Annotated in this window: 28 protein-coding genes; 11 read left to right on the top strand and 17 right to left on the bottom strand. The window is 53.6% G+C overall.

Features of this window, described 5'->3' with window-relative positions:
* Window positions 1-14: 14 nt before the first annotated feature.
* From ispG to D7024_RS04685, 13 genes are all read right to left on the bottom strand, one after another.
* Window positions 15-1,076, bottom strand: coding sequence for a flavodoxin-dependent (E)-4-hydroxy-3-methylbut-2-enyl-diphosphate synthase (ispG, locus tag D7024_RS04745; protein ID WP_121450754.1), 1,062 nt, complete (start codon window positions 1,074-1,076; stop codon window positions 15-17).
* 13 nt (window positions 1,077-1,089) lie between these two features.
* On the bottom strand, window positions 1,090-2,109 hold the full coding sequence (gene rseP, locus D7024_RS04740) for an RIP metalloprotease RseP (protein ID WP_121450753.1): 1,020 nt from the start codon (window positions 2,107-2,109) through the stop codon (window positions 1,090-1,092).
* 5 nt (window positions 2,110-2,114) lie between these two features.
* Window positions 2,115-3,266 (bottom strand): 1-deoxy-D-xylulose-5-phosphate reductoisomerase, encoded by a 1,152-nt coding sequence (locus tag D7024_RS04735; RefSeq protein ID WP_121450752.1) that lies wholly within the window; start codon window positions 3,264-3,266, stop codon window positions 2,115-2,117.
* 15 nt (window positions 3,267-3,281) lie between these two features.
* The gene (ytvI, locus tag D7024_RS04730) at window positions 3,282-4,355 is read right to left on the bottom strand and encodes a sporulation integral membrane protein YtvI (protein ID WP_121450751.1); all 1,074 of its coding nucleotides are present in this window, start codon (window positions 4,353-4,355) and stop codon (window positions 3,282-3,284) included.
* Window positions 4,356-4,365: 10 nt separating this feature from the next.
* Window positions 4,366-5,154 (bottom strand): phosphatidate cytidylyltransferase, encoded by a 789-nt coding sequence (locus D7024_RS04725; protein WP_243113694.1) that lies wholly within the window; start codon window positions 5,152-5,154, stop codon window positions 4,366-4,368.
* Window positions 5,133-5,957: an undecaprenyl pyrophosphate synthase gene (gene uppS / locus D7024_RS04720; RefSeq protein ID WP_121450750.1), complete on the bottom strand. Its 825-nt coding sequence runs from the start codon at window positions 5,955-5,957 to the stop codon at window positions 5,133-5,135. The genes D7024_RS04725 and uppS overlap by 22 nt, the downstream gene beginning before the upstream one ends.
* 60 nt (window positions 5,958-6,017) lie before the next feature.
* Window positions 6,018-6,185 carry a 4Fe-4S ferredoxin gene (gene fdxA / locus D7024_RS04715; RefSeq protein ID WP_121450749.1) on the bottom strand — a complete coding sequence of 56 codons (168 nt, stop codon included), beginning with the start codon at window positions 6,183-6,185 and terminating at the stop codon, window positions 6,018-6,020.
* Window positions 6,186-6,188: 3 nt separating this feature from the next.
* Window positions 6,189-6,404, bottom strand: coding sequence for a hypothetical protein (locus D7024_RS04710; RefSeq protein WP_243113693.1), 216 nt, complete (start codon window positions 6,402-6,404; stop codon window positions 6,189-6,191).
* 5 nt (window positions 6,405-6,409) lie between these two features.
* Complete coding sequence (gene frr / locus D7024_RS04705) at window positions 6,410-6,970, bottom strand: ribosome recycling factor (protein WP_207666892.1); 561 nt, start codon at window positions 6,968-6,970, stop codon at window positions 6,410-6,412.
* Entirely contained in the window at window positions 6,960-7,691 is a 732-nt protein-coding gene (gene pyrH / locus D7024_RS04700) for a UMP kinase (protein ID WP_013823596.1), read from the bottom strand. The genes frr and pyrH overlap by 11 nt, the downstream gene beginning before the upstream one ends.
* 81 nt (window positions 7,692-7,772) lie before the next feature.
* On the bottom strand, window positions 7,773-8,426 hold the full coding sequence (gene tsf / locus D7024_RS04695) for a translation elongation factor Ts (protein WP_121450747.1): 654 nt from the start codon (window positions 8,424-8,426) through the stop codon (window positions 7,773-7,775).
* Window positions 8,427-8,575: 149 nt separating this feature from the next.
* A complete protein-coding gene (gene rpsB / locus D7024_RS04690; protein ID WP_121450746.1) occupies window positions 8,576-9,283 on the bottom strand; it encodes a 30S ribosomal protein S2 in 708 nt (235 codons plus the stop codon).
* 561 nt (window positions 9,284-9,844) lie between these two features.
* Window positions 9,845-10,876 (bottom strand): bis-aminopropyl spermidine synthase family protein, encoded by a 1,032-nt coding sequence (locus tag D7024_RS04685; RefSeq protein ID WP_165859267.1) that lies wholly within the window; start codon window positions 10,874-10,876, stop codon window positions 9,845-9,847.
* 175 nt (window positions 10,877-11,051) lie between these two features.
* Between D7024_RS04685 and D7024_RS04680 the strand changes: the two genes are divergently transcribed.
* The gene (locus D7024_RS04680) at window positions 11,052-12,704 is read left to right on the top strand and encodes a PAS domain-containing sensor histidine kinase (protein ID WP_121450744.1); all 1,653 of its coding nucleotides are present in this window, start codon (window positions 11,052-11,054) and stop codon (window positions 12,702-12,704) included.
* Here D7024_RS04680 and D7024_RS04675 read toward each other — a convergent pair.
* Window positions 12,661-14,697: an FAD-dependent oxidoreductase gene (locus D7024_RS04675; RefSeq protein WP_121450743.1), complete on the bottom strand. Its 2,037-nt coding sequence runs from the start codon at window positions 14,695-14,697 to the stop codon at window positions 12,661-12,663. The genes D7024_RS04680 and D7024_RS04675 overlap by 44 nt on opposite strands.
* 391 nt (window positions 14,698-15,088) lie before the next feature.
* Between D7024_RS04675 and D7024_RS04670 the strand changes: the two genes are divergently transcribed.
* On the top strand, window positions 15,089-16,078 hold the full coding sequence (locus tag D7024_RS04670) for a sulfite exporter TauE/SafE family protein (RefSeq protein ID WP_121450742.1): 990 nt from the start codon (window positions 15,089-15,091) through the stop codon (window positions 16,076-16,078).
* A 16-nt stretch (window positions 16,079-16,094) separates the two neighbouring features.
* Complete coding sequence (locus D7024_RS04665; RefSeq protein ID WP_121450741.1) at window positions 16,095-16,415, top strand: hypothetical protein; 321 nt, start codon at window positions 16,095-16,097, stop codon at window positions 16,413-16,415.
* 120 nt (window positions 16,416-16,535) lie between these two features.
* On the opposite strand, the gene D7024_RS04660 is transcribed toward D7024_RS04665, so the two are convergent.
* From D7024_RS04660 to D7024_RS04650, 3 genes are all read right to left on the bottom strand, one after another.
* Window positions 16,536-17,018, bottom strand: coding sequence for a DUF1634 domain-containing protein (locus tag D7024_RS04660; protein ID WP_121450740.1), 483 nt, complete (start codon window positions 17,016-17,018; stop codon window positions 16,536-16,538).
* A gap of 26 nt (window positions 17,019-17,044) precedes the next feature.
* Window positions 17,045-17,998 (bottom strand): sulfite exporter TauE/SafE family protein, encoded by a 954-nt coding sequence (locus tag D7024_RS04655; RefSeq protein WP_121450739.1) that lies wholly within the window; start codon window positions 17,996-17,998, stop codon window positions 17,045-17,047.
* Between the two features lie 213 nt (window positions 17,999-18,211).
* Window positions 18,212-18,883, bottom strand: a complete 672-nt coding sequence (locus tag D7024_RS04650) for a hypothetical protein (protein ID WP_121450738.1) — start codon at window positions 18,881-18,883, stop codon at window positions 18,212-18,214.
* Window positions 18,884-19,266: 383 nt separating this feature from the next.
* Here D7024_RS04650 and D7024_RS04645 point away from each other — a divergent pair, with 383 nt between their 5' ends.
* The 8 genes from D7024_RS04645 to D7024_RS04610 all read left to right on the top strand — a co-directional run bounded on the left by D7024_RS04645 (window position 19,267) and on the right by D7024_RS04610 (window position 26,159).
* Window positions 19,267-20,820, top strand: coding sequence for an ATP-binding protein (locus D7024_RS04645; RefSeq protein ID WP_121450737.1), 1,554 nt, complete (start codon window positions 19,267-19,269; stop codon window positions 20,818-20,820).
* Entirely contained in the window at window positions 20,795-22,147 is a 1,353-nt protein-coding gene (locus D7024_RS04640) for a sigma-54-dependent transcriptional regulator (protein WP_121450736.1), read from the top strand. The genes D7024_RS04645 and D7024_RS04640 overlap by 26 nt, the downstream gene beginning before the upstream one ends.
* Window positions 22,148-22,306: 159 nt before the next feature.
* Complete coding sequence (locus D7024_RS04635; RefSeq protein WP_121452464.1) at window positions 22,307-22,939, top strand: GNAT family N-acetyltransferase; 633 nt, start codon at window positions 22,307-22,309, stop codon at window positions 22,937-22,939.
* A gap of 313 nt (window positions 22,940-23,252) precedes the next feature.
* The gene (locus D7024_RS04630; RefSeq protein ID WP_121450735.1) at window positions 23,253-23,780 is read left to right on the top strand and encodes a gamma carbonic anhydrase family protein; all 528 of its coding nucleotides are present in this window, start codon (window positions 23,253-23,255) and stop codon (window positions 23,778-23,780) included.
* Between the two features lie 132 nt (window positions 23,781-23,912).
* Complete coding sequence (locus tag D7024_RS04625) at window positions 23,913-24,548, top strand: hypothetical protein (protein ID WP_121450734.1); 636 nt, start codon at window positions 23,913-23,915, stop codon at window positions 24,546-24,548.
* A 3-nt stretch (window positions 24,549-24,551) separates the two neighbouring features.
* Complete coding sequence (locus D7024_RS04620; protein WP_121450733.1) at window positions 24,552-25,394, top strand: sensor histidine kinase; 843 nt, start codon at window positions 24,552-24,554, stop codon at window positions 25,392-25,394.
* A complete protein-coding gene (locus D7024_RS04615) occupies window positions 25,394-26,041 on the top strand; it encodes an accessory gene regulator ArgB-like protein (RefSeq protein WP_121450732.1) in 648 nt (215 codons plus the stop codon). The genes D7024_RS04620 and D7024_RS04615 overlap by 1 nt, the downstream gene beginning before the upstream one ends.
* The gene (locus D7024_RS04610) at window positions 26,031-26,159 is read left to right on the top strand and encodes a cyclic lactone autoinducer peptide (protein WP_121450731.1); all 129 of its coding nucleotides are present in this window, start codon (window positions 26,031-26,033) and stop codon (window positions 26,157-26,159) included. Before D7024_RS04615 ends, D7024_RS04610 begins: the two co-directional genes overlap by 11 nt.
* Window positions 26,160-26,330: the final 171 nt, after the last annotated feature.

The following is a 26,330-nucleotide window of genomic DNA, read 5'->3' as shown; positions in this document are numbered from 1 at the left end:
AGTCCCCCTTACTCTCATTTCTCCGATAAAATGTTTTCCACTTCCCGTACCAGGGCGTCCACCAGGTCTTTTTCAGGAACACGTTCCACAATGTGGCCGCCCCGGAAGAGAATACCAATCCCCTTCCCCCCGGCAATGCCCACGTCGGCGTGGCTGGCCTCCCCGGGGCCGTTTACCGCGCAACCCATGACGGCGACCTTTAAAGGTTTGTCCACCCAGGAAAGGCGCTCCTCGACCTCCAGGGCAATGCGCTCCAGGTCGATACACGTCCGCCCGCAGGTGGGGCAGGAAATAAGCTCGATTCCCCGCCGGCGCAAGCCCAGGGCCTTTAAAATTTCATAGCCCACCCGTACCTCCTCTACCGGATCCCCGGTAAGGGACACCCGGATGGTGTCGCCAATTCCCTGGGCCAGCAGCGCCCCGATACCCACGGCCGATTTGATTGTTCCGGAGCGGACAGTTCCGGCCTCGGTTACGCCCACATGAAAGGGATAATCCACTTCCCGGGCCAGCAAGCGGTAGGCCTCAAGCATCACCGGTACATCGGACGCCTTTAAGGAAACCTTGATCTCCCGGTAATCCATTTCTTCAAGCAACCGGATATGCCGCAGGGCACTCTCCACCATGGCCCGGGGGGTTGGTCCACCATGCTCGGCTAGCAGGTCTTTTTCCAGGGATCCGGCATTAACCCCAATGCGGATGGGGACCTTTCTTTTCCGGGCGGCATCCACAACGGCGGCCACCCTTTCCCGGCCCCCGATATTGCCCGGATTAATGCGCAGGCCATCCACACCGCTTTCCAGGGCCGCCAGGGCCAGGCGGTAGTCAAAATGAATATCAGCCACCAATGGGATGGGACACCTGGCCTTGATTTCTTTTAGTGCCCGGGCCGCCTGTTGATCGGGTACGGCCACCCGCACAATTTCACAGCCCGCCTGGACCAGCCTGTCGATCTGGTCCAGGGTGGCCTGGACATCCCGGGTATCGGTATTGGTCATGGACTGCACCGAAACGGGCGCCTCTCCCCCTACCTGCACCCCACCGAGATAGATGGGGCGTGTGTGTCTTCGCTGCACGGACCTCCCCCCGTTAGAGCAATCCCAATATATCTTTATATGTGATGACCATAATTAAGAGTAGCAACAAGCCAAAGCCCACCAGGTGGACAAAATTTTCCTTGGCAGGATCCACCGGCCGTCCCCTCAACCCTTCCAGGGCCAGGAAAAGAAGCCTGCTGCCATCCAGGGCGGGAATGGGCAAAAGGTTGAACAGGCCCAGGTTGATGCTTAAAAAGGCGGCCAGCTGCAGGAGGTAAAAGAACCCCAGCTGGACGGCGGTATGAATTTCCTGGACAATGCGCACCGGCCCACCCACCTCGGCCGGGGCCTGGCCCACGATCATCCTGCCGACAAACTCCAGGATCAATCCGCTGAGGCGTACCGTATACTCCATTCCCCGGTACAGAGCCGCAAAGGGGCCCAGAGGACGCATCTCCTGGCGGGGGTAAATGCCGATCATACCCTGCCCTTCGGCATTTACGGCCGTGACCAGGTTAAACTTTTCCTTCCATCCATCCCGCAACACCGTCACGGTAATGGGCTGCCCCGGATGGGTATTTACCAGACGGGTTATATCCTCCCAGCGCGTTACCGGCTGGTCGTTAATGGCAATGATCTGATCCCCAGGTTTTAACCCGGCATTTTCAGCGGGTTGACCGGGAACCAGTTTACCGATGGTGGTGGTAGGAGTTGGAAAGCCATGGACCATAAAGATAACCATCAGCAAAAGGGCGGCCAGGAAAAAATTCATTAATGGACCGGCCGCAATCACGGCAGCCCGCTGGCCCACGGTCTTGTTCTTATAACTCTTTTCCTCGTCCTCTACTTCCTCCGTGGGATCCATCCCCGCCATGCGCACAAAGCCGCCCAGGGGAAACAGGCGCAGGTTGTAGGCAGTTTCCCCCCGGGGGATACTTAAAAGCTTCGGGCCAAATCCCACGCTGAACTCATGAACCTTGATGCCAACTCGCTTGGCGGCAATGAAATGGCCCAGTTCGTGGAAAATAATCAGCAATCCGAAAACCAGAATGGAGGCCCAGAATGTCTGCATCGCCATCACCCTCTTACTTTTTCCCGCGCTGTCCGGCGGGCCCACTGGTCCGCTGCCAGAATTTCTTCTAAAGTGGGCTCGGGAATAACCTCGTGCTCCTCCATGACCCCGGCCACAAGCTGCGGAATGGCGGTGAAACCAATTTCGCCGGCCAGGAAAGCCTCCACAGCGATCTCATTGGCGGCATTAAGCACTGCCGGCATGGTCCCGCCGGTGCGACCGGCGGCATAGGCCAGGGCCAGACAGGGAAAGCGATTGGTGTCCGGCGGTTCAAAGGTGAGTTCGCCTAAAGCAAGCCAGTCCACCCGGGGCAATTCATTGGGCCAGCGGTCGGGGTAAGACAGGGCGTACTGGATGGGCAAGCGCATATCCGGCAAGCCCAGCTGGGCCATGACCGAGCCATCGACAAATTCCACCATCGAGTGGATAATACTCTGGGGATGGACCACCACTTCTATTTGATCATAATCCACGGCAAAAAGCCAGTGAGCCTCAAGCACTTCCAGCCCCTTATTCATCAGGGTGGCCGAGTCTATGGTAATCTTTTTACCCATCCGCCAGTTGGGATGAGCCAGGGCCTCGTCTACGGTGACCCGGGAAAGATCGGCCGGTTCTTTGCGGAAAGGCCCCCCCGAAGCCGTAAGGATAATCTTACCCACCCTGTTTTGAGGCTGGCCGGCAAGACACTGCCAGATGGCCGAATGCTCGCTGTCCACCGGTAAAATACTGGCTCCCTTTTCCCGGGCAAGCTTCATGACCGGCTCACCCGCGGCTACCAGTGTTTCCTTGTTGGCCAGGGCAATATCCAGGCCCTTTTTTAGTGCCGCCACCGTAGGACCCAGCCCCACGGTTCCCGTGAGGGCGTTTAAAACCACTCCGCTGTCTATGGAAGTAGCCACGGTTTCCAGGCCTTCAGAACCCCAGAAAAGCTCGGGTAAGTCCCCGGGGGGCAGGTGCCGCTCCAATTCCCGGGCCTCCTCCTCCCGGGCCAGGGCAACCACCCGCGGACGGAATTCCCGGATCTGTTCAACCATAAGGGGCCAGTTGCTTCCGGCGGCAAGGCCGGCCACACGCATTTTATCGGAAAACCGCCTGATCACGTCCAGGGCCTGCCGGCCAATGGAACCGGTACTGCCGAGGATGACAATCTCTTTCATGTTAATATCCGTCTCCTACCTGTGATTCACGGGCTTGATGGTGCCCAGGGCGGCCTGCAGGGCGATGAGGGTCAGGGGGCCCAGAACCAGGCCCAGCACGCCAATGGCCTTCAACCCCACATACATGGCCACCAGTACGGCCAGGGGATGCAACCCCAGGCTGGCCGCTACCACTCTGGCCTCCAGAGTCTGCCTTACCCCCCAAACCAGCAGGTAAAGCACCACCAGCTTCACTCCAAAGGTAATTTGACCGGTAATAAAGGACCATATGGCCCAGGGTATATAAATCGTTGCCGGTCCCAGCACCGGAATGATATCAAAAAGTCCAATCAGTAAACCAATAGTCAGGGAATACTTGGCTCCAATTATATAAAGCCCCACAATGCTCTGGATGGTCGTCAGAGTCACCAAAAAAGACTGGGCGCGCAAATAACCGAAGGAAGCCCCCATGACCTGGCGGCTTACCTCCACCACCCGCTGTCCCCAGGGCTCGGGAGCTGTTTTTAACCACAGTTTTATGATCAACTGGTAATCCCGGCTAATAAAATAGGTAGCAATAAGACCGACCACGATGGCCAGCACCGCGTTGGGCAGAGAAGTAATTAAATGCAGCAGAGAGCCAGCCAAAGAGCCGGCCACATGGGAAAGCCAGCCGGTGAAGGTGCCCATATTTTCTTGAATACGCCCGGTAACCAGCGGCGGAAGTTGAAAATAAAAGATTTTACCCTGCTCCACCCACCGGTTGATCTCCGCCTGTAAAGGCCCCATGTACTGGGGAAGGCGCACCGACAGCTCGGAAAGCTCCACCGCCAGGCGCAGTACCAGCAGGGTTAACAAAGCTCCCACCCCGCCGATAACCACCAGCATGGACAGGCCAACAGCCAGCGAACGGTTGATGCGACAACCTTGATGAAGAAAGCGTACCATAGGTTCAATGAGTACGGCAATAATTACCGCCAAAATAAAGGGGGTAAGTACGGTCAAAAAGAAATTTAAAATGACCAGTAATTCAGGAATAATGTATTTCCAGGCCAGATAAAAAAGTAAAACAGTAGAGAGCAGGATAGCTACCCGTAAAGACCTGGGCACCCGAGTCACCTCAGCTTATTATAAACATACCCACATAGTAGTATACTAATGGAGCAGTAAAGAGCATACTGTCAAAACGATCGAGGATACCCCCGTGGCCGGGAATGATATCCCCGGCATCCTTTACCCCCGCCTGCCGCTTAAAAGCTGACTCCACCAGGTCCCCTACGACTGCCGCAAGCCCTAAAAGCAGCCCCAAAAGAAGCAGGGGACCGCGGGGAAGAAAAGGGTAAATGATCACGAAAGCAACTGCCGCCAGCAGGCTGCCCGCCAGACCTCCCACTGCCCCCTCTACGGTTTTGCCCGGGCTTAAAGCCGGCGCCAGCCGGCGCCGTCCCCACCTTTTTCCAATAAAATAAGCAACGGTATCACTGGTCCAGGTGCCCACCAGCGTGAAGGTCAACCATATCCAGCCGTTGGGCAACAAGCGCAGGAGATAAATATAAACGAACAAACCGATATAAAGGGTAGCCAGCAGGGTAACGGCACCTTCCACCGGAGAAAATGCCGGATAAAGAAATGCCATGAAGACCAGGATGAAAAATAGTATCAGTGCAATTGCTCCCCCCAGGCCCGCATCCCTGTATAAATATGCGCTACCAAGCAGGAAAAGACTTCCCAACACAGCCAGTCCGTGGGGCGGATATAAATCTAAGCGCTGAAACAGAGCAACCATTTCTATGGCAGCCAGCACCATCAGCAGCCCGGTGAACACCAAAAGGGGCAGGTTCCCGTGCCAGACGGCGGCAATGAAGAGGGGAATGCCCACCAGTGCACTCAAGATTCTGTGCCTGAGCACCTTTTTTCACCTCTAATCAGGCCACCAAAGCGCCGTTCCCGCCGCTGAAAATCCACCAGGGCTTGCAAAAGGTGCACCCGTCGAAAATCGGGCCACATCACGGTGGTCATCCAGAATTCGGTGTAAGAAAGCTGCCACAGTAGAAAGTTGCTCACCCGGTAATCACCGGAAGGTCGAATCAACAGGTCCGGGTCCGGCTGACCGGCGGTATAAAGGTGACTGGAAATGGTGGATTCGTCAATTTGCCCCGGGGTAAGATTTCCGTCCAGCGCTTCTTTTACAATGGACCGCACGGCATCCACCAGCTCGACCCGTCCACCGTAATTCAGGGCCAGGTTGAGGACCATCTTCTGGTTGTTCCTGGTGCGGGAGACGGCCATGTCCAGGGCCTTTCGGGCATGGGAAGGCAACTCTCGTATGCGGCCAATGGGATGAAGGCGGATACCATTGGTACATAATTCTTCTATTTCCTTGTGCAGGTATTCCACCAGCAAATTCATCAATACATCCACTTCATCCCTGGGGCGCTTCCAGTTTTCCGTGGAAAAGGCGTAAACGGTAAGGTAGCCAATGCCCAGCTCGGCACAGGTACGCACCGTTTCCCGTAACGACTCCACCCCGGCCCGGTGGCCGCAGGTTCTGGGCAAGCCCCTTTTTTGCGCCCAGCGGCCGTTGCCATCCATAATAATGGCCACATGACGGGGCAGACGGTTCAAATCAAGCTGCGCTAAAAGCCTTTCTTCCTCTAAAGAAGAATTCCTTTTCCCGCCGCTCCGCAAAACGCGCACCAGGTCTTTCAGCAAAGGGTTCCCCCCCTATTACCCGACTAAAACAACCCCCTCCGGAAGAGGGGGTTTTATCCATTACTCTTCGATAATGGCTCCGGTAGGACAGGCCTCGACACAGGTACCGCAATTCTCGCATTTGTCGGGGTCAATTCTGTAAGTGTCGCCTTCAATAATGGCTTCGTTGGGGCAGGACTCAAGACAGGTCCCGCAGGCCAAACATTCTTCAGTAATGCGATAGGCCAAGGATTACACCTCCTTTCCCGCTTCTTCCCGCGCCACCGTCAACACACCTTTCCTGGGGGCGATGACGGTAAAGCGAACAACACGCTGTGGCCCCCGGGGATTCCCCCGGGGAGGAGCTGTTGTCTGCACATGAACCTGCCAGCCCAGCAAGTGGCACAAAGAAAACGCTTCTTCTACCTCCAGAGCCAGCACATCGGGTATTTGCTCCCCCTTGACCATGACCGTTAGACCTGCATAATCTCCTGTTCCTTAATGCTTACCAGCTGATCGATTTCCTTAATATACTTATCCGTAAGTTTCTGAATCTCGTCCTGAGCACGGCGCAATTCGTCTTCGGAAATTTCACCATTTTTTTGTTGCTGCTTGACTTTATCGTTAAGTTCACGGCGAATATTTCGAATGGCCACGCGGCCCTCTTCCGCTTTCTTCTTGATCACCTTCACCAGTTCGGCCCGGCGTTCCTGGGTTAACTGGGGAATGGCCAGGCGAATGACCGTACCATCGCTGGTAGGTGTAATCCCCAGGTCGGACTTCAAAATAGCCCGCTCAATTTCCGGTAAAATGGATTTGTCCCAGGGTTGAATAACCAGAAGGCGCGGCTCCGGCACGGAAATGGTGGCCAGCTGGTTGATCGGGGTAGGGGTGCCGTAATAGGAGACCAGCACCTTATCCAGCAGGGCAGGAGTGGCGCGACCGGTCCTTAAGGATGCAAATTCCTTTTTGACCAGTTCCACGGTTTTCTTCATATTATTTTCGGCCTCGGCAATTCTGGCATTAACCAACATACTCACCCCCGACGTAGGTACCAACGTTTTCTCCCAGCACCGCCCGCTTAATGTTTCCCTCCTGGTTCAGGTTAAAAACCACCAGGGGAATGCGGTTATCCATGCATAATGAAGTGGCCGTGGCATCCATTACGGCCAGCCCTTTATTGAGGAGCTCAATATATGTAAGCCGCTCGTAGCGCCGGGCATTGGGGTTTTTTAAGGGATCTGAATCATAAACGCCATTGACCCTTTTGGCCATCAAAATAACATCCGCTTCTATTTCAGCCGCCCTTAAAGCAGCGGTAGTATCCGTGGAAAAATAGGGGTTCCCGGTTCCTGCCGCAAAGATGACCACCCGCCCCTTTTCCAGATGCCGGATGGCCCGCCGGCGAATGTAGGGTTCGGCCACCTCCCGCATCTCGATGGCCGTCTGGACCCGGGTATTCACTCCCTGTTTCTCCAGGGCATCCTGCAAAGCCAGTGAATTGATCACCGTGGCCAACATACCCATGTAATCGGCGGTGGCCCGGTCCATTCCCTTGGCGCTACCGGCCACACCGCGCCAGATGTTGCCACCGCCGACCACAACAGCCACCTGCACACCCATCTGGACAAGCTCATCAATCTGCCTGGCAATGGATTTGACCACATCGGGATCTATACCATAGCCCTGGTTGCCGGCCAGGGCCTCTCCGCTCAGTTTCAAAACCACACGTTTGTACCTGGGTGCTTGCGCCAATGGTAGAACCTCCACTTTCCCCAGTTTTATTTCTACAGTGCCAGGTAAAATCCTCTTTCCAGGGGGCGGGAATTTTAAACCTCAAGACCTGGTCATGGCCGCAACCTGCTCCGCAAAATCATCCTGCCGTTTGGCCAGGCCTTCACCCAGTTCATACCGGGTAAAGCGGCGAATGACGATGTTTTCGCCTATTTTGGCAATTTTCTCGTTTAAAAGCTCCTGCACGGTAATATCGGGATTTTTAATAAAAGGCTGCTCCAGGAGGCAAACCTCTTTAAAGAATTTATCCAGTCGCCCCTGCACGATTTTTTCGATCACTTTCTCCGGTTTTCCTTCATTGACTGCCTGGGCCGCCAGGACTTCCTTTTCCCGGGCAATCACGTGTTCCGGCACATCCTCGCGCCGCACGTACTCCGGCCGGGCCGCGGCCACCTGCATGGCGATATCCCGCACGAACAGCCGGAATTCGTCGGTCTTGGCCACAAAGTCGGTTTCACAGTTTACCTCCACCAGGACGCCAATGCGCCCCCCGCCGTGGATGTAGGCATCCACCACGCCCTCGGCGGCAATCCGCCCGGCCTTCTTGGCCGCGGCAGCCAGGCCCTTTTCCCGTAAAAAGTCCACGGCCTTTTCCATGTCCCCGTTAGTTTCCATAAGGGCCTTTTTACAGTCCATCATGCCGGCCCCGGTACGCTCGCGCAATTCTTTGACCATTGCCGCTGTTATTTCAGCCATTGGTTAATTCCTGCCTCCTTTTATCCCAGATTTTTCCTTCAAAGTATTATGTCCATTATGTAAGCTTGCCAAACAAAAAAGAATAGAAAAAAGCAGGGGTTCCCCGTAAGCAATTATTTCTTGCGGGGCCCCCACCAAACCTCTACCCTTTATTGCGCTGCTGCTGCAACCTGCTCACCCTGCCGTCCCTCTAGAACGGCATCGGCAATTTTGCTGGTAAGCAGGCGCACTGCCCTGATGGCATCGTCGTTTCCGGGAATCACATAATCGATCTCGTCGGGATCACAGTTGGTATCCACTATTGCCACAATGGGTATCTTGAGCTTCCGGGCCTCGGCCACCGCAATGCGCTCCTTGCGGGGATCAATGACAAAAAGGGCATCGGGCAATTTGCGCATATGCTTAATACCGCCGAGAAACTTCTGCAGCCTTTCCTTTTCATGCATGAGTTCAGCCACTTCCTTCTTCGGCAGGACGGCCAGAGTCCCGTCGGCTTCCATGCGCTCCAGTTCGTGCAGGCGCTCGATACGCCGGCGAATGGTCTGGAAATTGGTCAGCATGCCACCCAACCAGCGCTGGTTCACGTAAAACATCCCGCACCGTTCGGCTTCTTCCTTCACCGACTCCTGCGCCTGCTTTTTGGTACCCACAAAGAGAATGGTTCCACCCTCGGCGGCCAGGTTCCGCACGAAGTTGTAGGCCTCTTCTATCTTGCGAACGGTTTTTTGCAGGTCAATAATATAAATACCGTTCCGGTCCGTAAAAATGTACGGAGCCATTTTGGGATTCCACCGCCGGGTCTGGTGCCCGAAATGTACCCCGGCCTCAAGGAGCTGCTTCATGGAAATAATCGCCACCCCAATACACCTCCTCCCCTGCTGGTTTTGATTCCTCCGCCACCTTCATTCTTCCACAAAACCCCTTACGAGGCACCCCTGTAGAAGTTTGGCGGCGTGTGTAATTCACACCAGGATGTATTCTAACACAAACTACCCGCGTACGCAAGGTAGAGCACTACGGTATGTCGTCGGACTGTGATATTGTCACCCTGTAAGCGGTCTGAGAAAATGTCACCATGGAGAGAGGAGACATTTTCTTGAGTTTTGCATGTTCTTTGGTGAGCCCTTGAGGCTTTCAGGCGGCGCCGAAGGGTAGTCTTGACGGCCGGGGTCCCCTCATGTGGTACAATTGCTTACCTGACGGGGTGTGCTGCGTCCTTATCGCATGTTCCCCGGAGCCGCCCCGTCGGTGTTTTTAACTTAACCACGTGAGGGGTGGCCGTCAAGACCGTCGCCTCCCATTAACTTAAAAGTGACATTTTCTCAGTCCGGATGAATGATCAATATGGGTGACATTTTCTCAGTCCAGATAAAGCATTTTTCAGGTGACATTTTCACTGTCCGTTGACAGGTAGAGCACTACGGTAAAGTAGCGTAAGCTTCGTCATCAAAGTAAAACTCGCGCCCGGTGGGAATATTTTCTTGTTCCGGAACCCGTGGCTTCCCTACAGCCTCCAACCGGAAAAAGTTAGAGGTATACCAGTTGGTGTCCGGTACAGGCAACGGGCCGAAGGCTCTTTGGACAAGGGGATAGTTTTTGCTCACAAATCCTTCCCTTTCCAGTTCGTATTCCTGGAAGTTATGGATTATATCTGTAATCACAAAATTCATTTCCAGGATCAGCCTCTGAATGAAATACCATTTGTCCCTCGAAGCCTCCAGGTGGGTCAAACCGAAATAACCAGCACTGCCTTTCCCCCGCAAAGACAGGGCGCAGCGGGACAAAAACAGGCGGATGCCCGGCAGTGTTTCTACCGGATCAATCAAAAAAGTATCGTACTGGCCCTGAAACTCCCGGGGGAGAGGGTGGCGCACATCATACCTGTGTACCGAAAGATTAGTCCAACCTTTTTTCCTGGCCTGGAGATCAATAAACTCTACCAGCCGGTCATCCACCTCTAAAACAGTAATGTGCCTGGCCATACCGGTAAGGGCTATGGCAATGCTGGTCAAATCGTCATCTCCTATGAGCAGGATATCCTGGTTTTCCAGGTCACCCCGCTGGTACATGATGGCCACCCGGGCTACGGTACTCATTGTGTCCACATACCCCTGATCAAATTCGGCAATGGCCGGTGGCCTTTGCCGGGCAATCTCCTTAAACTCTTCCAGCACCCGGGAAAACCTGCCCTGCAAGGTAACGGTTTTCCCGTCACAAGTGGGACAGGCCAGCGGTTCTAAGGGGGATATACCCTGGTCCTGGGCCAGCTTTTTCCCTTTATCGGTGAGATAAATATGACTGCCTTCATAGCGGGCCAAGCCCCGGGCAAGCATTTCTTCCATTACCTGCGTAAAATGAGCCAGGTGTCCATCCTGTTCCCTGATTAGCTGCCAAAAAGTGCTGGGTTTTGCCATCAGAGCACGGAAAATTTGTTTCTGCGTCCTGTTCAACATCCCACCTCCGCTGGTTAATTTAATGGCCATAAATCTTTTATACCATGAGTGGACAAAAAAATAAAATCTTCGATGTTTTTAAGGAAAAGTTTGTCACCACGGGCAGGAAAATGATTCTAAACGTTGAATTAGTTAGTGCTTTGAATGCTCTCGAAATAAGGGTGGATGCGGTTTGTTTGCGCGGAACTGGCCCCAGGTCTTAATAGCGGCCTCCCTGGCCATTTTACTCTATTCTCTTATCCTTCATATAAGCACGATTATTGCCCTGGAGAAAACCCTCGAACAGGGGACAATATTAAATCTGGTCTTAAGCCTGACCCTACTGCTTTTGACATCCGTATTGCTGCCCTTTATTATATACAAGTACCACCTCCAGGGCCCTCCCCGGAAAGAAAACCATGAAAAGCAATACCGCCTCAATGATATTCTGGGTAGTATCCCCATGGCCATCATGATCGTGGATAACGAACTAAACATCAGCTATATCAACGGGACATGGGAACAGCTGGTGGGATACACCCGGGAAGAAGTGGTAGGAAAAAAATTAACGGAATTGCAACAATGGCTCCAGGAAGAGAAGACAACCAGCTGCCCCCCGGGTGGGGATCCTGAATCCCTCCTGCTGTGCCGGGAAATCGAGATTACCGGCAAAAACGGCGAACAGATCCACCTGGCCCTGGAAACGAGACCCCTGATGCGGGGAAATAACCGGGAGGGCATCATTATTTACTTCCGGGATATCAGCACCGAAGTAAAATACGATCTGTTAAAACAAACCTCGGATACAATTTTAGAACGCATGGTAGGGGGAGTAATTGTCGTCGATGCCACCGGAAGGGTAATCATGTTTAACCGGACGGCAGAACAAATCTCCGGAGTAGCGGTCTCCAGTGCCATAGGTCGTCATATCTGGGATATTTTCCCTCACACGGACAGAAATAACCTGATTACTCTGCAGGCTCTGGAAAGGAGCGAAGCACTGGGCCCCCTGGAGATACAGTATAAATTTAATGGAAAAGACTTTTACCTGTTGATCAGTTCCGATGTCCTGCGGGATAGGCACGGCCGGGTTAGCGGCGCGGTCACCGTCTTCAACGATATTACGGAACTGCGCCACCAGCGGGAACTCCAGCACAACCAGGAAAAGCTGGTAGTGGTTGGCCAGATGGCCGCCGGCATGGCCCATGAACTGCGCAATCCCCTTACTTCCATCAAGGGATTTGCGCAGCTCCTGAGCGAACGCGTGGAGGATGCAAAAAATAAAGAATACCTGGATGTAATTATCCAGGAAGTCGATCGGACCAATGAAATCATCAGTGATTTTCTCGTGCTGGCCCGCCCCCACTCCACCCACGGGGAAAACGTGGACCTGAACCGGCTGATCAATGAACTTTTACCCCTGGTGGAGAGCCAGTGCCTTTTGACCCAGGTGGAGCTGGTCACGGATCTTGCCCCGGAATTACCCTCCATCAAGGCGCAACCGGACCAGCTCAAACAGGTACTGCTGAACTTAATTCACAACGCCCTGCAGGCCATGGAAGAACAGCCGGTAAGAAGACTGACCCTCATCTCCCGCTGGCTGGCCGAGTCCGATGAAATCCTGCTGGTGGTACGGGACACGGGCCACGGTATGTCCGGGGAGATATTATCCCGGCTGAGCACACCCTTTTTCACCACCAAGGATGCCGGGACCGGCCTGGGGTTGACCATATCCTACCGCATTATTGAAAACCACGGCGGGAGGATTGAAGTGAACAGTCAAGAGGGGGCCGGCAGCGAATTCAGGATTTATTTGCCTGTACAAGACTCCGGGCAAATTCACTGAGCCAGGCGAGGGGATCTCCACCGGCACCCAAACAGTGCCACTGCAAACGGAACGGTTCGTACCCCAATTCTGCGAGCAACTTTTGGAAGCGCTTTAATTGCTCCTTGACCCGGGCAGCCCCACCGACATGACGGCAGTTGTTTTCTCCACAGGTGATCACTGCTACGCCTAAAGCCCCCTCATCCAGCGCTTTCAGCAACCACAGCGGGTCCAGCGCGCCGGCCGTGGGCAGGGAAACCAGACGGACCTGCCCCAACCCCGGGGTGGAAGAGATAACTTCCGGGGCCAGTCCCTGGAAATAAGCCCGCTGGCAAACAAAGACGGCCAGCGGTGGATCGGTCGCGGAACTTACCCCGCCGACCCGCCCCTTTTCCCCCTCCAAAAGGGCATGCACTTCTTCCCCCGGCAATCCCTTAAGCACAATAGCCCCGGCCGGACAGGCCGCCGCACAGATACCACACCCCTGGCAACCCTCCACCGGTATGTTCGCTCTTCCTTCCACCACCGGCACTCCGTAGGGACAAACCCGCTGACAGGTAAGGCAGGCGGCGCAACGTTCCTTAAGCACTTCCGCCCCCAAACCACAGCGCAGGCAGCGCTCCGCTTCCCGCAGGGCCTGCACCGGGGGAAACTCCAATTCCTGTACCACAAAGGAATACCGGCGCTGGTCGGCAGGAAGTACGGGTATTTCCTGTCTGGCAAAGGACGGCAAACGGGTGCGTACCCGTTCTGGCAACTCACCGATGGTTGCTACGTTACCGGCCGGAAGGGATACTCCTTCCAGATAAGCCCGCACTGCAGCGGCAACCCGGTGGCCGCTGGCCACGGCGGCAATGGCCGGGCCGGGACCACAGGCCACCTCCCCGCAGGCAAATACCCCGGACACGCTGGTTTCCAGGGTATCCCGGTTCACCATTAGCTGGCCCCGTTCGTTTACCGCCACCGGACTGTCCGCCAGGCACGAAAGATCGGCACACTGCCCGATGGCCTGAATGATCATTTCACCGGGAACAAATGAGAGTCTGCCTTCATCAAAGGTGGGGTTAAAACAACCCTGTTCATCAAAAACCGATAACACCCCTTTAACTTCCAACCCCTGAACCAGCCCTTCCTCCACCACCGCCCGGACGGGTCCCCATCCGGCGCAGAGTTCTACCCCTTCCTCCTGGGCTTCCTTTACCTCCCATGGGTGGGCGGGCATAATGTCGCAGGTCTCCAGACAAACCACCCGTACCTCCTGAGCCCCCAGGCGCAGGGCGGTCCGGGCCACGTCCATGGCAACATCGCCCCCACCAATGACAATCACCCTTTTTTTAATGTTCACCGGTCGGCCCAGGTTGGTCCCCTGCAGGAAGGGCAGGGCCAGCAGGACATCGGGATGATCAAACCCCGGCAGGTTTAAGCTCCGGCTTTTAGAAAGGCCCACGGCCAGGATTACCGCATCGTATTCCTTTTGCAGGTCGGTTAATGAAACATCTTTGCCAATCTCTACCCCGGTACGTATCTCCACGCCGGCAGCGGCGATGCGCCCCACATCCTCCCTCACCACCCGGCGGGGCAGGCGATAGGTGGGCAGGGAAGCATATAAATGTCCCCCGGCCTCGGGCTGGCGCTCAAATACCGTCACGGTATACCCGGCTCTTGCCAGATCCCAGGCTGCGGTCAGTCCCGCCGGACCAGCCCCCACTATGGCCACCCGGTAAGGAAGGGACTGCGCAGTCGGCTTATCGGGAAAAAGACTTTCTCCCCCGGCCTTTTCCAGGGCAAACCTCTTTAACGCCCGTACCGATAGCGGGGCATCCACCTGTCCCCGCCGGCAATGATCTTCGCAGGGATGGGGACAAACCCAGCCACATACCGAGGCAAAGGTATTGTTGGCCCGGATCAGCCTGGCAGCCTTTTGATAATCTCCCCGGGCTATGGCGGCCAGGTAACCGGGCACATCGGTATTAACCGGACAATTGGCACTGCAGGGCGGCAACGGCGCGATCATTATAAAACCCCCTTCTGGAGCAAACGGATCGCTTTTGCAGTTTAATTCAGTACATTACCGTTATGATTCGTTACCGGAGGTCTAATTCCTTCATCCATTCTGAAAAATCCGGAACTACCGGTTTTAGCTGGCTTGCCCCAGTTATGCCCGGGCCAGATCGGTTAAAAATTTAGTCATAAGACGGAGGCTGTCAATGTCAATCCGTTACCTACTTAGTTTTTACACGGCGGAAGTATCGAATTTTATGTGCTATATATCACAAGTTGGCCTGTCAGCCTATTGCCCTACAAATCCTTTTATGTTATTATACCAGCAACAGGTTATGTGCTAGTTATCACATGCACACTTTGACCTTTATTTTGATCGCGCCACTTATTAGGGGAGGGATAAAATGATCCCGGCCATCTTTTTCTCGATCGGTTTTGCCGGAGGATTTTTATATCGCGCTGGCGGTCCTGCTTACCAGTTGTTTACCGTCCCCCTGCTGATTATTACCGGCCTGCCCCTACCTACAGCCGTAGGCAGCGGCATTCTCCTCAATGCAGCCGGTAAACTAAAGTTAATATACCACCCTGAAATCACCCGGCATGCCTACAAACGGCTGGGCATGACCTTGGCCATTTTATCCCTGCCCTTTATGGTGACCGGCAAGCAACTCCTTCTCCGGCTCAGCACCCTGCCGGCAGGTGCGGCAATCCTCGTTTTCATATACAGCACCGTTCTGGTCATCACCGCCCTTATCGCTGCCCGCCGTTATCGCCACTACTGCCAATTCGGCTACGAGGACGAAAACCCGCTCCCACCGGGCGGTTTATTCTGGAGATACCCCCTTGCTACACCGGGGCTCCCATTTCCAAAGTACATCACGGTAGGCCGGGTAAGCCTGGTTGGTGGATCCATCGGTCTTTGTACAGGCCTGGCCGGATTAAACACCCGTGCCCTGCTGGAACCGCTTTTGATGTACCTGACAGGTTTATCCCGCCGGCAGGCTCGGGCCACCGCTTCTTTTACCCTGTATTTGATCGGGGCCTTTGCCGCGATTATCTTCCTTCCCGACCTGTCCACTTTTTCCGGAGCAAGGTTAACCTTCATGAGCCTCGGCGCCGGCTATCTGGCCGGTTACATCTACGCGTGGCATCTCCGGCGGGAGAAATTACAAAACCCGGAGGAAAGCATTTTCCTGGCCTGGTGGGGATTAAGCTCCGCCGTGGTGCTGCTGGGCAGCCGGGCGGCTAGCCTGGCCCCCTTTTATACCACCGCGCTCATGTTTGGGTCGGCCCTGGTCACCATGCTCGGCTTTACCTTAATCTCCCTCTGCCAGGTACGCTGGAATGATGCGTTACCCCGCGACAATATGCCGCAAAACTTTAAAAGTCTTTAAGAAGGGGGCGAGGGCGATGTACTGGCCGCCGAAAGGCAATCAACAGCGAAATAAAAAACGGCCCGACGGGATGTCCGCCACTTACCACCAGCGGAATATCATCTACCTTTACGAACCGCTCCGGAATTTCCCTCTCCCGGACCATCCGGGGCTACCGCCTTTTGGCACGTGGGAAAAAAAGTTGAGCCGCCCCTTTGCCGAAATTGAAATTTCCCGCGCTGTGCGGGCGGAAAAAGATGCCCGGGTTAACCGCTGGCAGCTTCTCTTGCCCGTGTTTACCCTGTCCATCCCCACCGCCCTTTGCCTGTACGGCCTTGTGAATTATTTCATTCGCTAACGCCAGCGGTATTGTGGTATCGCTCACAAGGTGGCCTTTAAAAAAGGCGGCCCCTGAAGTTCAGGCCGTGGCCACATTTGATACCAGGGCCGCCGCGCACTTTTCGCCATCAATATGCCTTTAGTGTCCGCCCACGGCCAGGATACCCGAAGCCGCCAGAACGAGCACCACTATTTCGGTAAGGACTATAAAAGTATACGGTACGTCCTTCCTGGACAGGTAAGCCGGCAATAGAATCAAGTACCCAACGATGGTCAACGAAGCCAGGAGGGCCATGCCGATAAAGTTCAGGAAGTCACTGTAACCGAGCATCTTTAACCAGCTCCACCCGGTGGGCATATGCGCCACCTGGACAAACTCGCTGGCCTTCATGCCCCAGTACTGGGGAAGCATGGCCGGTTCAATGTACGGCTTCACCAGTCCGGTGAGATAAATAATGTTGCTCAAAAGCAACAGGGCGATCCCCAGCCAGGATCCGTAGAGGAGCACGTTGGCGTAGGCCAGCTGCTCCGGCGCCACCTCCACCTGTGGCGCCGCGGGCGCTTTTGCCGGTGCTTCTTTCGGCGCGGGACTTTTCAGCATTTCCGCTTGCGGCTTGGCCATTTTTTCCCCTCCTTATTCTCTCACACCTAGTTCCAGATCCCCAGGCCCTTGAGCAGTGAACGCAGCCCGGCAGCCAGGAGCAAAACGATCACCAGGTATTTTACGGCCCTGGGCTTGGCCGTGGCCAGCAACCGCACCCCAACGAAGGAACCTAACATGATGCCCACGATGGAAGGCACGGCAATAACGGGCAGCACAGCACCCTGGTTTAAATAGACCCAGGCCGCCGACGTATCGGTAATGGAGAGGAGGAACTTGCTGGTGCCCACTGCTACTTTAAGTGGTGCACCCATGAGCAGGTTCAGCACCGGCACATTCGCCCACCCGGCACCCAGGCCGAACATGCCGGCCATGATCCCGATAGCGATGAACAAAAGGAAACCCTGTGGCGTCCGCCATACCGACCAGTCTACGGTTTTACCAGAGGAACGTTCGTAATAGGTGCCCCCTATTCCTAAAAACCGGGCCAGCTTATCGCTTCCTCCTACCTGGGGAAACTCCGTGTTTTTTGAAACTACGAATAAAATGGCAATGAGCACGATGGTAATACCCAAAGCGGTCTGCACCACGTTGTTGGGCAGGGCCAGGCCGATAAACGCTCCCACCATGCTGAAGGTGGATGCAATTAAAGCCACCGGCAGGGCAAGGCGCAGGTTGGCCAGGTTAAGTTTTAAAAGGCCCGGTCCTGCCGCCAACGCCCCGGCCAGGGCCACCAGCAGGCCCGCCCCGCGGACAAAGTCCAGGTTAAAGGGAAAAAAGCTGCCCACGATGGGAACAAACAAAACACCGCCACCTACACCCCCAAGCACGGCCACAATACCCAACACAAAGGTGGTAATAAACAGGAGCAGCGGCCACACCCACCAGGGCATACCCGGGGTCCCGGCAGCCGTGCTTACCGCCGCTCCAGTGGTGGTCACGGCTGCGGTCGCTTTAGCCGCCAGCCCGCCCCCTGTAAAGGTAGCCAACCAATCAAGCATGTCTTATCCCTCCAGGATCCATTTTTATTATGGCCTCAAATCCCGGACACCTTGACTTAATTCCGGAAACCATCCGGCCTGCTTACCGGGACACTCGTCCCTATTGCTTATTGACCCTTTTGCTTGTTAACCCTTTCGCTTGTTTTTGCCGGTTTTTTCACCCCCTCTTTAAGTAATGCCTATCCCTAAACCTCTCGCACTAATAGGCGGCCATCATCGAATGCCCAACCTGTTAATTAACGGCTTGGTTACGGCAATGAAGTCGGCAAACTTGCGTGCCGCCAGCCGGGTATCGCCCCTGCGTACAACTTCATAGGGCAGGATCACTTTCAGCCGGTATTTGCCGGTCGCCTCCACCTTGGGCAGTTCCCTTTCCAGCACGGCCCCCAGGCGCTTTTCAATTTCCGCCTTCAGTTCCAAAAGGGGCAGAAAAACCTGCTTTTTATAGCCATCCATAACCAGGTCGATAACTAAAAGCTCCCGGCCCTGGTAGGGCCCTTTCCGCGGCCGGGTCCGGCCAATGCGGTAGTAAATATCGTTGTTGCCAAATACCTTTACGCACTTCCAGGACTCGCTGATCCCCAGGTTTTGCCCGGGTAAAGTGTATGTCACCTCGACGTTTTGTTCCGCCAGGATGCGCCTGGTCTCGGCCAGCACTTCGTCTAAAAATTGGTCGAAGTTTTTTTCCTCGGGGGCGGGAGTAGCATGTTCTATATCAATGCTTTCCTCGCTCTGCAACCAGAACTCGAACCAGTCCAGAAATTTTTTGAGCTCGCGCATTACACCGGCCTTTTCCCCCTTGCCTTCCGTGGCCTGTTGGGTGATCTTTTTTAAGAACTCTTCCTTGCGGCGATTAAAAAGTTGCAACATATCTCTCTCCACCATGACCCCTCACTCACCTCACTTGACCAGTACCCGCGAAGGCTTTGTGCTTGTAACCCCATGCACATGTTAGCCGATAAAAAACTCCTGGTAATTACCCGGATGATGTTTCTTTTGCGACAATCGCTATGTTATAATAAACGCGAAGGCTTGTGAAAAAAGTTATTAATCGGTTTTGCATTTTTCGTACCAGCCTGTTATGCCCGGAAAAAAGCAGGTTTCGCCTCTCAACATGGGATGGGTTTTGTTTAAAAACAGACAGTTGGGGTTCTAACCAGTGAGCAAAAAAGAGATTGTGAAGTTAATTACCAAAGGGAAACCGGTGTCTGTTTTCAGACAGCAGGTGTTTGTTATCCATCATCCGGTTGGCAGGAATGAGGGAGAGCATGAAGAGGGTCAGCTGGCGCAGTTTGCGCTTTCAAATTATGGCTATCACTGTGGTGCTACTGCTGATTCCGGTTTTATTGCTGCTTTACGACCTTATCTTTGCCACCAAAAGCGAAGAGGCCATGATTTCCTCCCTGGAGGAGCGCCTTGGCTCTTTATTGCACAAGCAGGTTGTCCCCGGCCTGAAAGAAACCCTGCAAAAAAAACTGAGGGACGAGAAATTTACAAACCTTAATCCCGAAAGCCAGGCCAGTTACCTGCAGGCCAGCTTTGCCGAGGTCACCGCCCCCCTGGTGCCCAACTATCCCGGCGTCAGGTTTGGCCTTTATTTGCCCGATAGTAAACAAATTTTCGTGCAGGGTTTTCTCCACGAGTACCGCCAGCTTTCACCCCAGGAAAGCCGGGAAAGGGAAAGACGCATTTTGAATGAGGCCGATTCGGGGTTGATGGCGGTAGTGGCCAGCCAGCGTCCCCTGGCCCGCTTGACTACCAGTTTAAATGATGAAACCTTTGAATATCTAACACCTCTAATTATTGACGGCAAGCTGGTGGCGGTGGCGTGGGTAGATGAACGCCTGCATCCCATCTTTGCCCAGAGCCGCTACTTTCGCCTTATCTCCCGCTATGTGACCCTGTTTGTTTTCTTTGCCTGCACCGGAGGGGTCCTGTTTTTAGTCCATAATCTCGTCAGGTCTGTAAATCAGATTAAGGAAGGGCTGGGCCATTTGGAGAAGGATTTGAACCACTTGCTTCCGGATCTCCCAGGGGAAGCCGGTCAAATTGCCCGGGCTATCAACCGCATGGCCCGCTCCATCGCAGAAAAAGAAAAGCTGGAGGAGCAACTGCACCGGTCCGAACGTCTGGCCGCCCTCGGCCGCCTGGTAACCGGCATCGCCCATGAATTGCGCAACCCCATTTCCGTTGTTAAAACCATCATCCAGGTGATGGAGCAGGACTTAAAGGACGTACACGATATCAGGCAGTATACCGATATCATAAAAGAACAAATCGACCGGCAGAACAGAATCATCCAGGAATTGCTGGATTTCGGCCGGCCGACGAAAAATTTCGTCCATCCCGCGTCGGTAAATTCCCTGCTGGATAAAGTGCTTACCTTTACCACTCCCCTGCTAAGGCAACATCAAGTACAGTTAACTGTAGAAAAGGATCCGGACATCCCGCTTATAGAAGTGGACGGAGAACGCATTAAACAGGTGTTTGTCAATTTAATCCTGAATGCCGTCCAGGCCATGCCCAACGGAGGCAGGTTAACCATCAAAACCTACGCCGATAACAACCACGTATACATCCAGTTCAGCGACACCGGCCCGGGAATTGCCAGTGAGGAAATCTCACGGATTTTCGATCCTTTTTATACTACCCGGAAAGACGGAACCGGACTGGGGCTGTCCATAAGCCACCAGATCGTCGCCAGCCATGGCGGAAACATTGATGTAACATCCAGTGAAAAAGGAGCCACCTTTACCGTATGCCTACCCATAATGGATCCAACAGGAGGGGCTAACCATGGTACCAACAATTCTAATCATTGATGACGAACAGCATCTTTGCTGGGCACTGGAACGGGCCATGCAACAGGAAGGCTACCATGTGTTGTCCACCACCTCCCCGTCAAAAGGACTGGAACTAATCCGCGAGGAACAACCTTCCCTGGTAATTCTGGACCTAAAAATGCCCGAGATGGACGGGATGGATGTACTCCGCAAGGCCAGGGAAATGCAGCCTAAAATCCCGGTGGTTATTCTCACCGCCCACGGTACCATTGAGACGGCCATTGAGGCCATGAAAATCGGGGCGGCAGATTACATCACCAAGCCCTTCGACCTGGATGAATTGAAAATGGTTATCAAGCAAAACTTGGTGATCACCCAGCTGGCCACCGAAGTTAGTTTCCTGCGCTCCGAGTTAACCAAAAAGTACAGCAAATTGGTGGGGAAAAGCCCGGCCATCCAGGAAGTGATTAAGCTGATCGAGCGGGTGGCCGCGAGCGATGCCACCGTGTTAATTACCGGGGAAAGCGGTACCGGTAAGGAGGTGGCCGCGGTAGCCATTCACCAGAACAGCCCCCGACGGGACGGGCCCTTTGTCGCCATTAACTGTGCGGCCCTACCCGAACAATTACTGGAAAGCGAACTTTTTGGCCATGAAAAGGGAGCTTTTACCGGGGCCTCTGCCCGTAAACTGGGCCGTTTTGAACTGGCCGACCGGGGCACGATTTTCCTGGATGAAATTACCGAAATGTCTCTTTCCATGCAGGCCAAGCTCCTGCGGGTGCTCCAGGAAATGTCCTTCGAACGGGTGGGAGGCACCGAAACAATCCATGTGGATGTGCGGGTTATTGCGGCTACAAACCGCAACCTGACGGAAGCCATAGAAAAGGGGCTTTTTCGGGAGGATCTCTATTACCGCCTCAATGTGTTCCAGATCCACCTGCCGCCACTACGGGAAAGAAAGGAGGATATTCCTCTTTTAGCCAACCATTTTTTAGAAAAATTCCGCCCCAAGTACCTGGTGAACAAAATTTCCCCGGCAGCCATGGAACTGTTGTGCAGTTACCACTGGCCGGGAAATATCCGGGAACTGCAGAACGTTATTGAGCGGGCGGCCATTATTTGCCAGGGCAGCGAGATACTACCCGAACACCTGCCCAAGGAGCTTTTGAACACGCCCCAAAATGAAAAGGAACTGGTGATCCGCTTCCCCGATGAAGGCATCTCCCTGGAACAGGTGGAAAAGGAACTGATCATTAAGGCCCTGCAGAAAAGCGGGGGTAATCAAACTCGTGCTGCCCAGTTGCTGGGCATTACCCGCTCGGCCCTCTTATACCGGGCGCAAAAATACGGTATCATCACCGGTTAGTTGTTGGGTGCAGGAATAATCTTTTAAAAAAGCCGGAAAAAGTTTTTTCCGGCGGCAGGATTTTTGGGGATTTTATCAGAATATTTTTATAACCAGAGTGGCTTTACCCATCGAGGTAAAAATATAAAGAAAAATATAAAGAAAGATCGGTGGACGACCATGTTAACTGCTAGTACCAAAACAACCGAAATAAAACAGTTAACCACACCACAGGGTACGGTATTTATTGAAGGGCCTGTCAGTAAAGAATACCTTGCTACTCTTACTATGAACGAACGGTTGCGCAACTTCCGCAGCCCCGTACGGCAAAAAGAAGCTTTAATGATTGCCGCCGGTAACCCGGAAGGGCTGGTGTATATTGCCCGGCACGGGCAAGAAATCATTGGGTATGTACTCTTTCACAGACCCAGTGAATATACCCGTTGGAGCAGGCATCCCCGCCTGCTGGAACTGGGAGCCATTGAAGTCAGCCGGAGCTGGCAACGTCTGGGCATAGCAAAAGAATTGCTACAACAGGCCTTCAAGAACGAGATGCTGGAGGATTACGTGGTCATCACCACCGAATTCTACTGGCACTGGGATCTGCAGGGAAGCGGACTGGACGCCTTTGGCTACCAGCGCATGCTGACCCGACTTTTCGGAAGCGCAGGTTTTAAAAGACGGGGAACAGACGATCCGGAAATTTTGGAACATCCGGCCAATATGTTGATGGTGCGCTTCGGCAAGAGGGTAAGTAAAACGCATGTTAAAGCGTTTGAAGATCTCACCTATCAGAATTCGCTGGTTGATTAGTACTACCACATAAGAGAACAGTACAGAAGTCATGCACTAACTTCAAGACTTGTACTCAACTTTTTTCTTGACAAAGGAAAAAGTATGGTGTATACTTGGTAGTGAAAATTTTCACAACCTGAACAAACCGCCTCTCCTTTCCCCATCAAAAGCCCTTAACAATAAGGGCACTTTTTTTGGGGCTTAATACACGACAGTGCTTAAATACCCCTTTCAGGTCAGCTAGTAAAACGGCTACCTAAAGGCTTCTTAAACCGGTTGCCTTTCTCCGGAGGAGTGAGGTATAGTTCTTATAAAAAGGGGTGGATAAACCATGGGCATTTATGAGTTTGAAGGCTATAAGCCACAGTTAGCGGAAGATGTTTTTATTGCCCCGGGGGCCAGAGTAGTTGGCCGGGTGGAAATCGGCCGGGGCAGCAGCGTCTGGTTTAATACGGTTATCCGTGGTGATGTAGATGAGGTCAAAATAGGTGAGGAAACAAACATTCAGGACGGGTGTCTATTGCATGAAGATCCCGGCTACCCCTTGAAAATCGGAAATCGGGTTACGGTAGGCCACGGCGCCATTCTCCACGGGTGCACCATTGAAGACGGCTCACTTATCGGCATGGGAGCCATCGTCCTTAACGGTGCCCGCGTGGGCCAGGGGGCCGTGGTGGGTGCCGGGGCACTGGTGGTGGAGGGACAGGAAATTCCCCCGGGGCATCTGGCGCTGGGTTCTCCGGCCCGGGTAGTTCGACAACTTTCAGCACAGGAAACGGAAAAATTTCAAAAACTGGTCGTCAATTATAGACGGCGGGCACAGCAATACCGATCTGCCATATCCCCCTCTGCCTTTTGAAGCAAACGTACTTAACTGCCTCAGGGGTAGGTTTATTTTTTAGCTCCGTCTTTGCTCAACGTGAAAAACAGAAGTAATAAAAATTTATGTTGAAAATTAGAAAAAAAATTTTGTTGAAAAGAAGGAGATTTTTTGTTTCCGCAGAAATATATACCAAACTATGGTTTTAAATGGAAAACGAGTGGCACCAAGGACGGGGAAACTGGTAATGGGTGGCTGAAACCCGTGATGAGTATTATACCGACAATCTTAAATGGAGAGACAACCATGGACCAAATGCCTCTGCTGGCTTTGATTTTTCAGTCTATTCCGGAGAGTGTCATCATCCTGACCTTGGGTTTAACCCTTATGGGCTTAGAGCTTAAATGGCAGCGGATTATTCCGGCAGGAGTACTTTCTTCACTGTGTTCATATTTTGTACGTGAACTGCCCATACCCTACGGGGTACATACCTTAATCGGGATAATCGTAATCGCTCTTCTTGTGATTATGTTTTTCAAAACTTCTGTTCCTGTGGCCATTTGTGTGGCTATGATCGGCATAGTTATCCTAATAACAGTGGAAATACTTATATGGCCTGTAATAATTATGCTTACGGGAAAAACAATGCCTCAAATTTGGCACTCTCAGACTCTTCGTATTTTATTAGCCATCCCCGAACTAATTTTGCTGGCTTCAATCACCTTATGGTGTATAAGAAAAAAGGTTACATTACGCTCACCAGGCATTTACCGTTCCAACCAAACAAAAGACCGGGAGCAGGATTAACCGATGAGTACGCTATCATTTCCCAACTATCTAATAGTAGTTTTCAGTTTAGGACAGGCATTAATAATCTCCCTGTTTACTCAATACCTGGCTTTCATTAATGCATCCATTCCGCTAGCCTGGGTTACAATAGTGGACATAGTAGTTTTTGGCAATGTTACTCTGGGATTTATTTTGCTGCGGAAGCTGCTTGTTTTGGAAGAACAGGACAATTTAATACGCCAACAGGCCAGGCATATCCAGGACCTGGAGGAAATGATCCGCAACATCCGGGCCCAGCGCCACGACTTCATCAGCCACCTGCAGGCCGTGTACGGCATGCTCCAGATGGGTAAGCTGGAAAGTGCCCGGGAGTACCTGGCCGAGGTGACAGGAGACATCCGCATCTTGTCCCAAACCCTGCGGCTGAAGCAGCCCGAGGTGGCCGCGCTGATCCAGCAAAAGGCGGCCGTGGCGGCCAACAGGAACATCAGCTTCGGCCTGGTCATTGAAACCGACCTGAGCAAGCTGACCATGCGCCCCCACAACCTGAACCGGATGCTGGGCAACCTGCTGGACAACGCCATGGAAGCGGTGATGTTTTTAGCGACGAAAGACCGTTACGTCAGGCTGGAAATAAGAGAAGACGAGCAAAGCTATATCCTCTCGGTAGGCAACTCCGGCCCGGAAATAAGAGAGGATATAAAGGAAAAGATTTTTGAGCCCGGTTTTTCCACCAAGGGGGAAAACCGGGGCCTTGGGCTGGCCATTGTACGGGAGATAGTGGAACAGCACGGTGGGCAGGTGCGGCTAACCTCCCCGCCTACCATCTTTACGGTAACCCTACCCAAGGCAGGTGGAGAGTAATGATCCACGACCTGGCCCAGAGGATCGCCTCCTGGCTGGGCAAAGAACTGCAGCAGGAGGAGCGAACGGCGGTGATGGCCTACGGCCTGGAGCTGCTCCTGGGCGCAGTGGTGAAGCTTGTTTGTTTTGTAACTATACCCCTTCTCCTGGGCATCTTCTTCCAGGTTGCGGCGGTAGTGCTGGCCAGTGTAGTTTTCCGCTTGGCCGCCGGGGGAGCCCACTGTACCGCCTACTATCGCTGCCTCATTAGCTCTCTAACCACCTTCACAGGCCTGGGTTTTCTGGCCCGCTGGCTGGGCGAAAGTAACGCCCCTGTCACGGAAATGGCCCTGGCTGCGGTACTCTTCGCCATTATAGTTGCCCTAATCTGGGCGCCGGCGGATACCCCGGCCAAGCCAATCACCCGGGAAGGCCATCGCCGGGCGCTGAAAATAATCTCCCTTCTGGTACCCTTGTGCTACCTGGCCCTGGTCTGGTTCGTTCCCCTGCGGGGTGACCTGGTGGCCGCCAGCGCCCTGGGCCTGGCCTTTCAATCCTTCACTGTCACCCCGGCCGGCTACCGCTTCGTGGAATGGCTGGACGTTTTTCTGAGCCGGCTGCACTCTATATTCATACCCGGCAAAGGAGGTGTGAAGAATGCGGCTTAAGCACTGGTTTTTAGGGCTTGTTGCCACCGTGGCTATGGTGGTGGCCGCCACGGGTATTTACCCGGCCAGCTGGGGCTTGTTGTACCAGCCGGAAGTGCCCGCCGAGTTACGCAAGTAAGGTCAAGTAAGGTCAAGTAAAAGTCAAGAAAAAGTCAAGTAAAAGCTAGAGAGAAAAAGCTACTGCTGGAGCGCCAGCGGTGGTCATCCTGTACATAACTCCTTAACAGCCAGCTCATACATAACTCCTGTTCGATAGCAAAAACACAACGGGCTAAAAGCCCGCTTTTTT

Source organism: Desulfofundulus salinus, from assembly GCF_003627965.1.
GTDB classification, from domain to species: Bacteria; Bacillota; Desulfotomaculia; order Desulfotomaculales; family Desulfovirgulaceae; genus Desulfofundulus; species Desulfofundulus salinus.
This window is presented reverse-complemented; position numbering and strand designations above follow the sequence as displayed.

Excerpts from the sequence above, each read along its gene's own strand:
- rseP (WP_121450753.1), bottom strand. The coding sequence starts at position 2,109 with ATGCAGACATTCTGGGCCTCCATTCTGGTTTTCGGATTGCTGATTATT.
- D7024_RS04735 (WP_121450752.1), bottom strand. The coding sequence starts at position 3,266 with ATGAAAGAGATTGTCATCCTCGGCAGTACCGGTTCCATTGGCCGGCAG.
- D7024_RS04710 (WP_243113693.1), bottom strand. The coding sequence starts at position 6,404 with ATGGTCAAGGGGGAGCAAATACCCGATGTGCTGGCTCTGGAGGTAGAA.
- frr (WP_207666892.1), bottom strand. The coding sequence starts at position 6,970 with ATGTTGGTTAATGCCAGAATTGCCGAGGCCGAAAATAATATGAAGAAA.
- tsf (WP_121450747.1), bottom strand. The coding sequence starts at position 8,426 with ATGGCTGAAATAACAGCGGCAATGGTCAAAGAATTGCGCGAGCGTACC.
- D7024_RS04675 (WP_121450743.1), bottom strand. The coding sequence starts at position 14,697 with ATGATCGCGCCGTTGCCGCCCTGCAGTGCCAATTGTCCGGTTAATACC.
- D7024_RS04670 (WP_121450742.1), top strand. The coding sequence starts at position 15,089 with ATGATCCCGGCCATCTTTTTCTCGATCGGTTTTGCCGGAGGATTTTTA.
- D7024_RS04665 (WP_121450741.1), top strand. The coding sequence starts at position 16,095 with ATGTACTGGCCGCCGAAAGGCAATCAACAGCGAAATAAAAAACGGCCC.
- D7024_RS04660 (WP_121450740.1), bottom strand. The coding sequence starts at position 17,018 with ATGGCCAAGCCGCAAGCGGAAATGCTGAAAAGTCCCGCGCCGAAAGAA.
- D7024_RS04655 (WP_121450739.1), bottom strand. The coding sequence starts at position 17,998 with ATGCTTGATTGGTTGGCTACCTTTACAGGGGGCGGGCTGGCGGCTAAA.
- D7024_RS04650 (WP_121450738.1), bottom strand. The coding sequence starts at position 18,883 with ATGGTGGAGAGAGATATGTTGCAACTTTTTAATCGCCGCAAGGAAGAG.
- D7024_RS04645 (WP_121450737.1), top strand. The coding sequence starts at position 19,267 with ATGAAGAGGGTCAGCTGGCGCAGTTTGCGCTTTCAAATTATGGCTATC.
- D7024_RS04640 (WP_121450736.1), top strand. The coding sequence starts at position 20,795 with ATGGTACCAACAATTCTAATCATTGATGACGAACAGCATCTTTGCTGG.
- D7024_RS04635 (WP_121452464.1), top strand. The coding sequence starts at position 22,307 with ATGTTAACTGCTAGTACCAAAACAACCGAAATAAAACAGTTAACCACA.
- D7024_RS04630 (WP_121450735.1), top strand. The coding sequence starts at position 23,253 with ATGGGCATTTATGAGTTTGAAGGCTATAAGCCACAGTTAGCGGAAGAT.
- D7024_RS04620 (WP_121450733.1), top strand. The coding sequence starts at position 24,552 with ATGAGTACGCTATCATTTCCCAACTATCTAATAGTAGTTTTCAGTTTA.
- D7024_RS04615 (WP_121450732.1), top strand. The coding sequence starts at position 25,394 with ATGATCCACGACCTGGCCCAGAGGATCGCCTCCTGGCTGGGCAAAGAA.
- D7024_RS04610 (WP_121450731.1), top strand. The coding sequence starts at position 26,031 with ATGCGGCTTAAGCACTGGTTTTTAGGGCTTGTTGCCACCGTGGCTATG.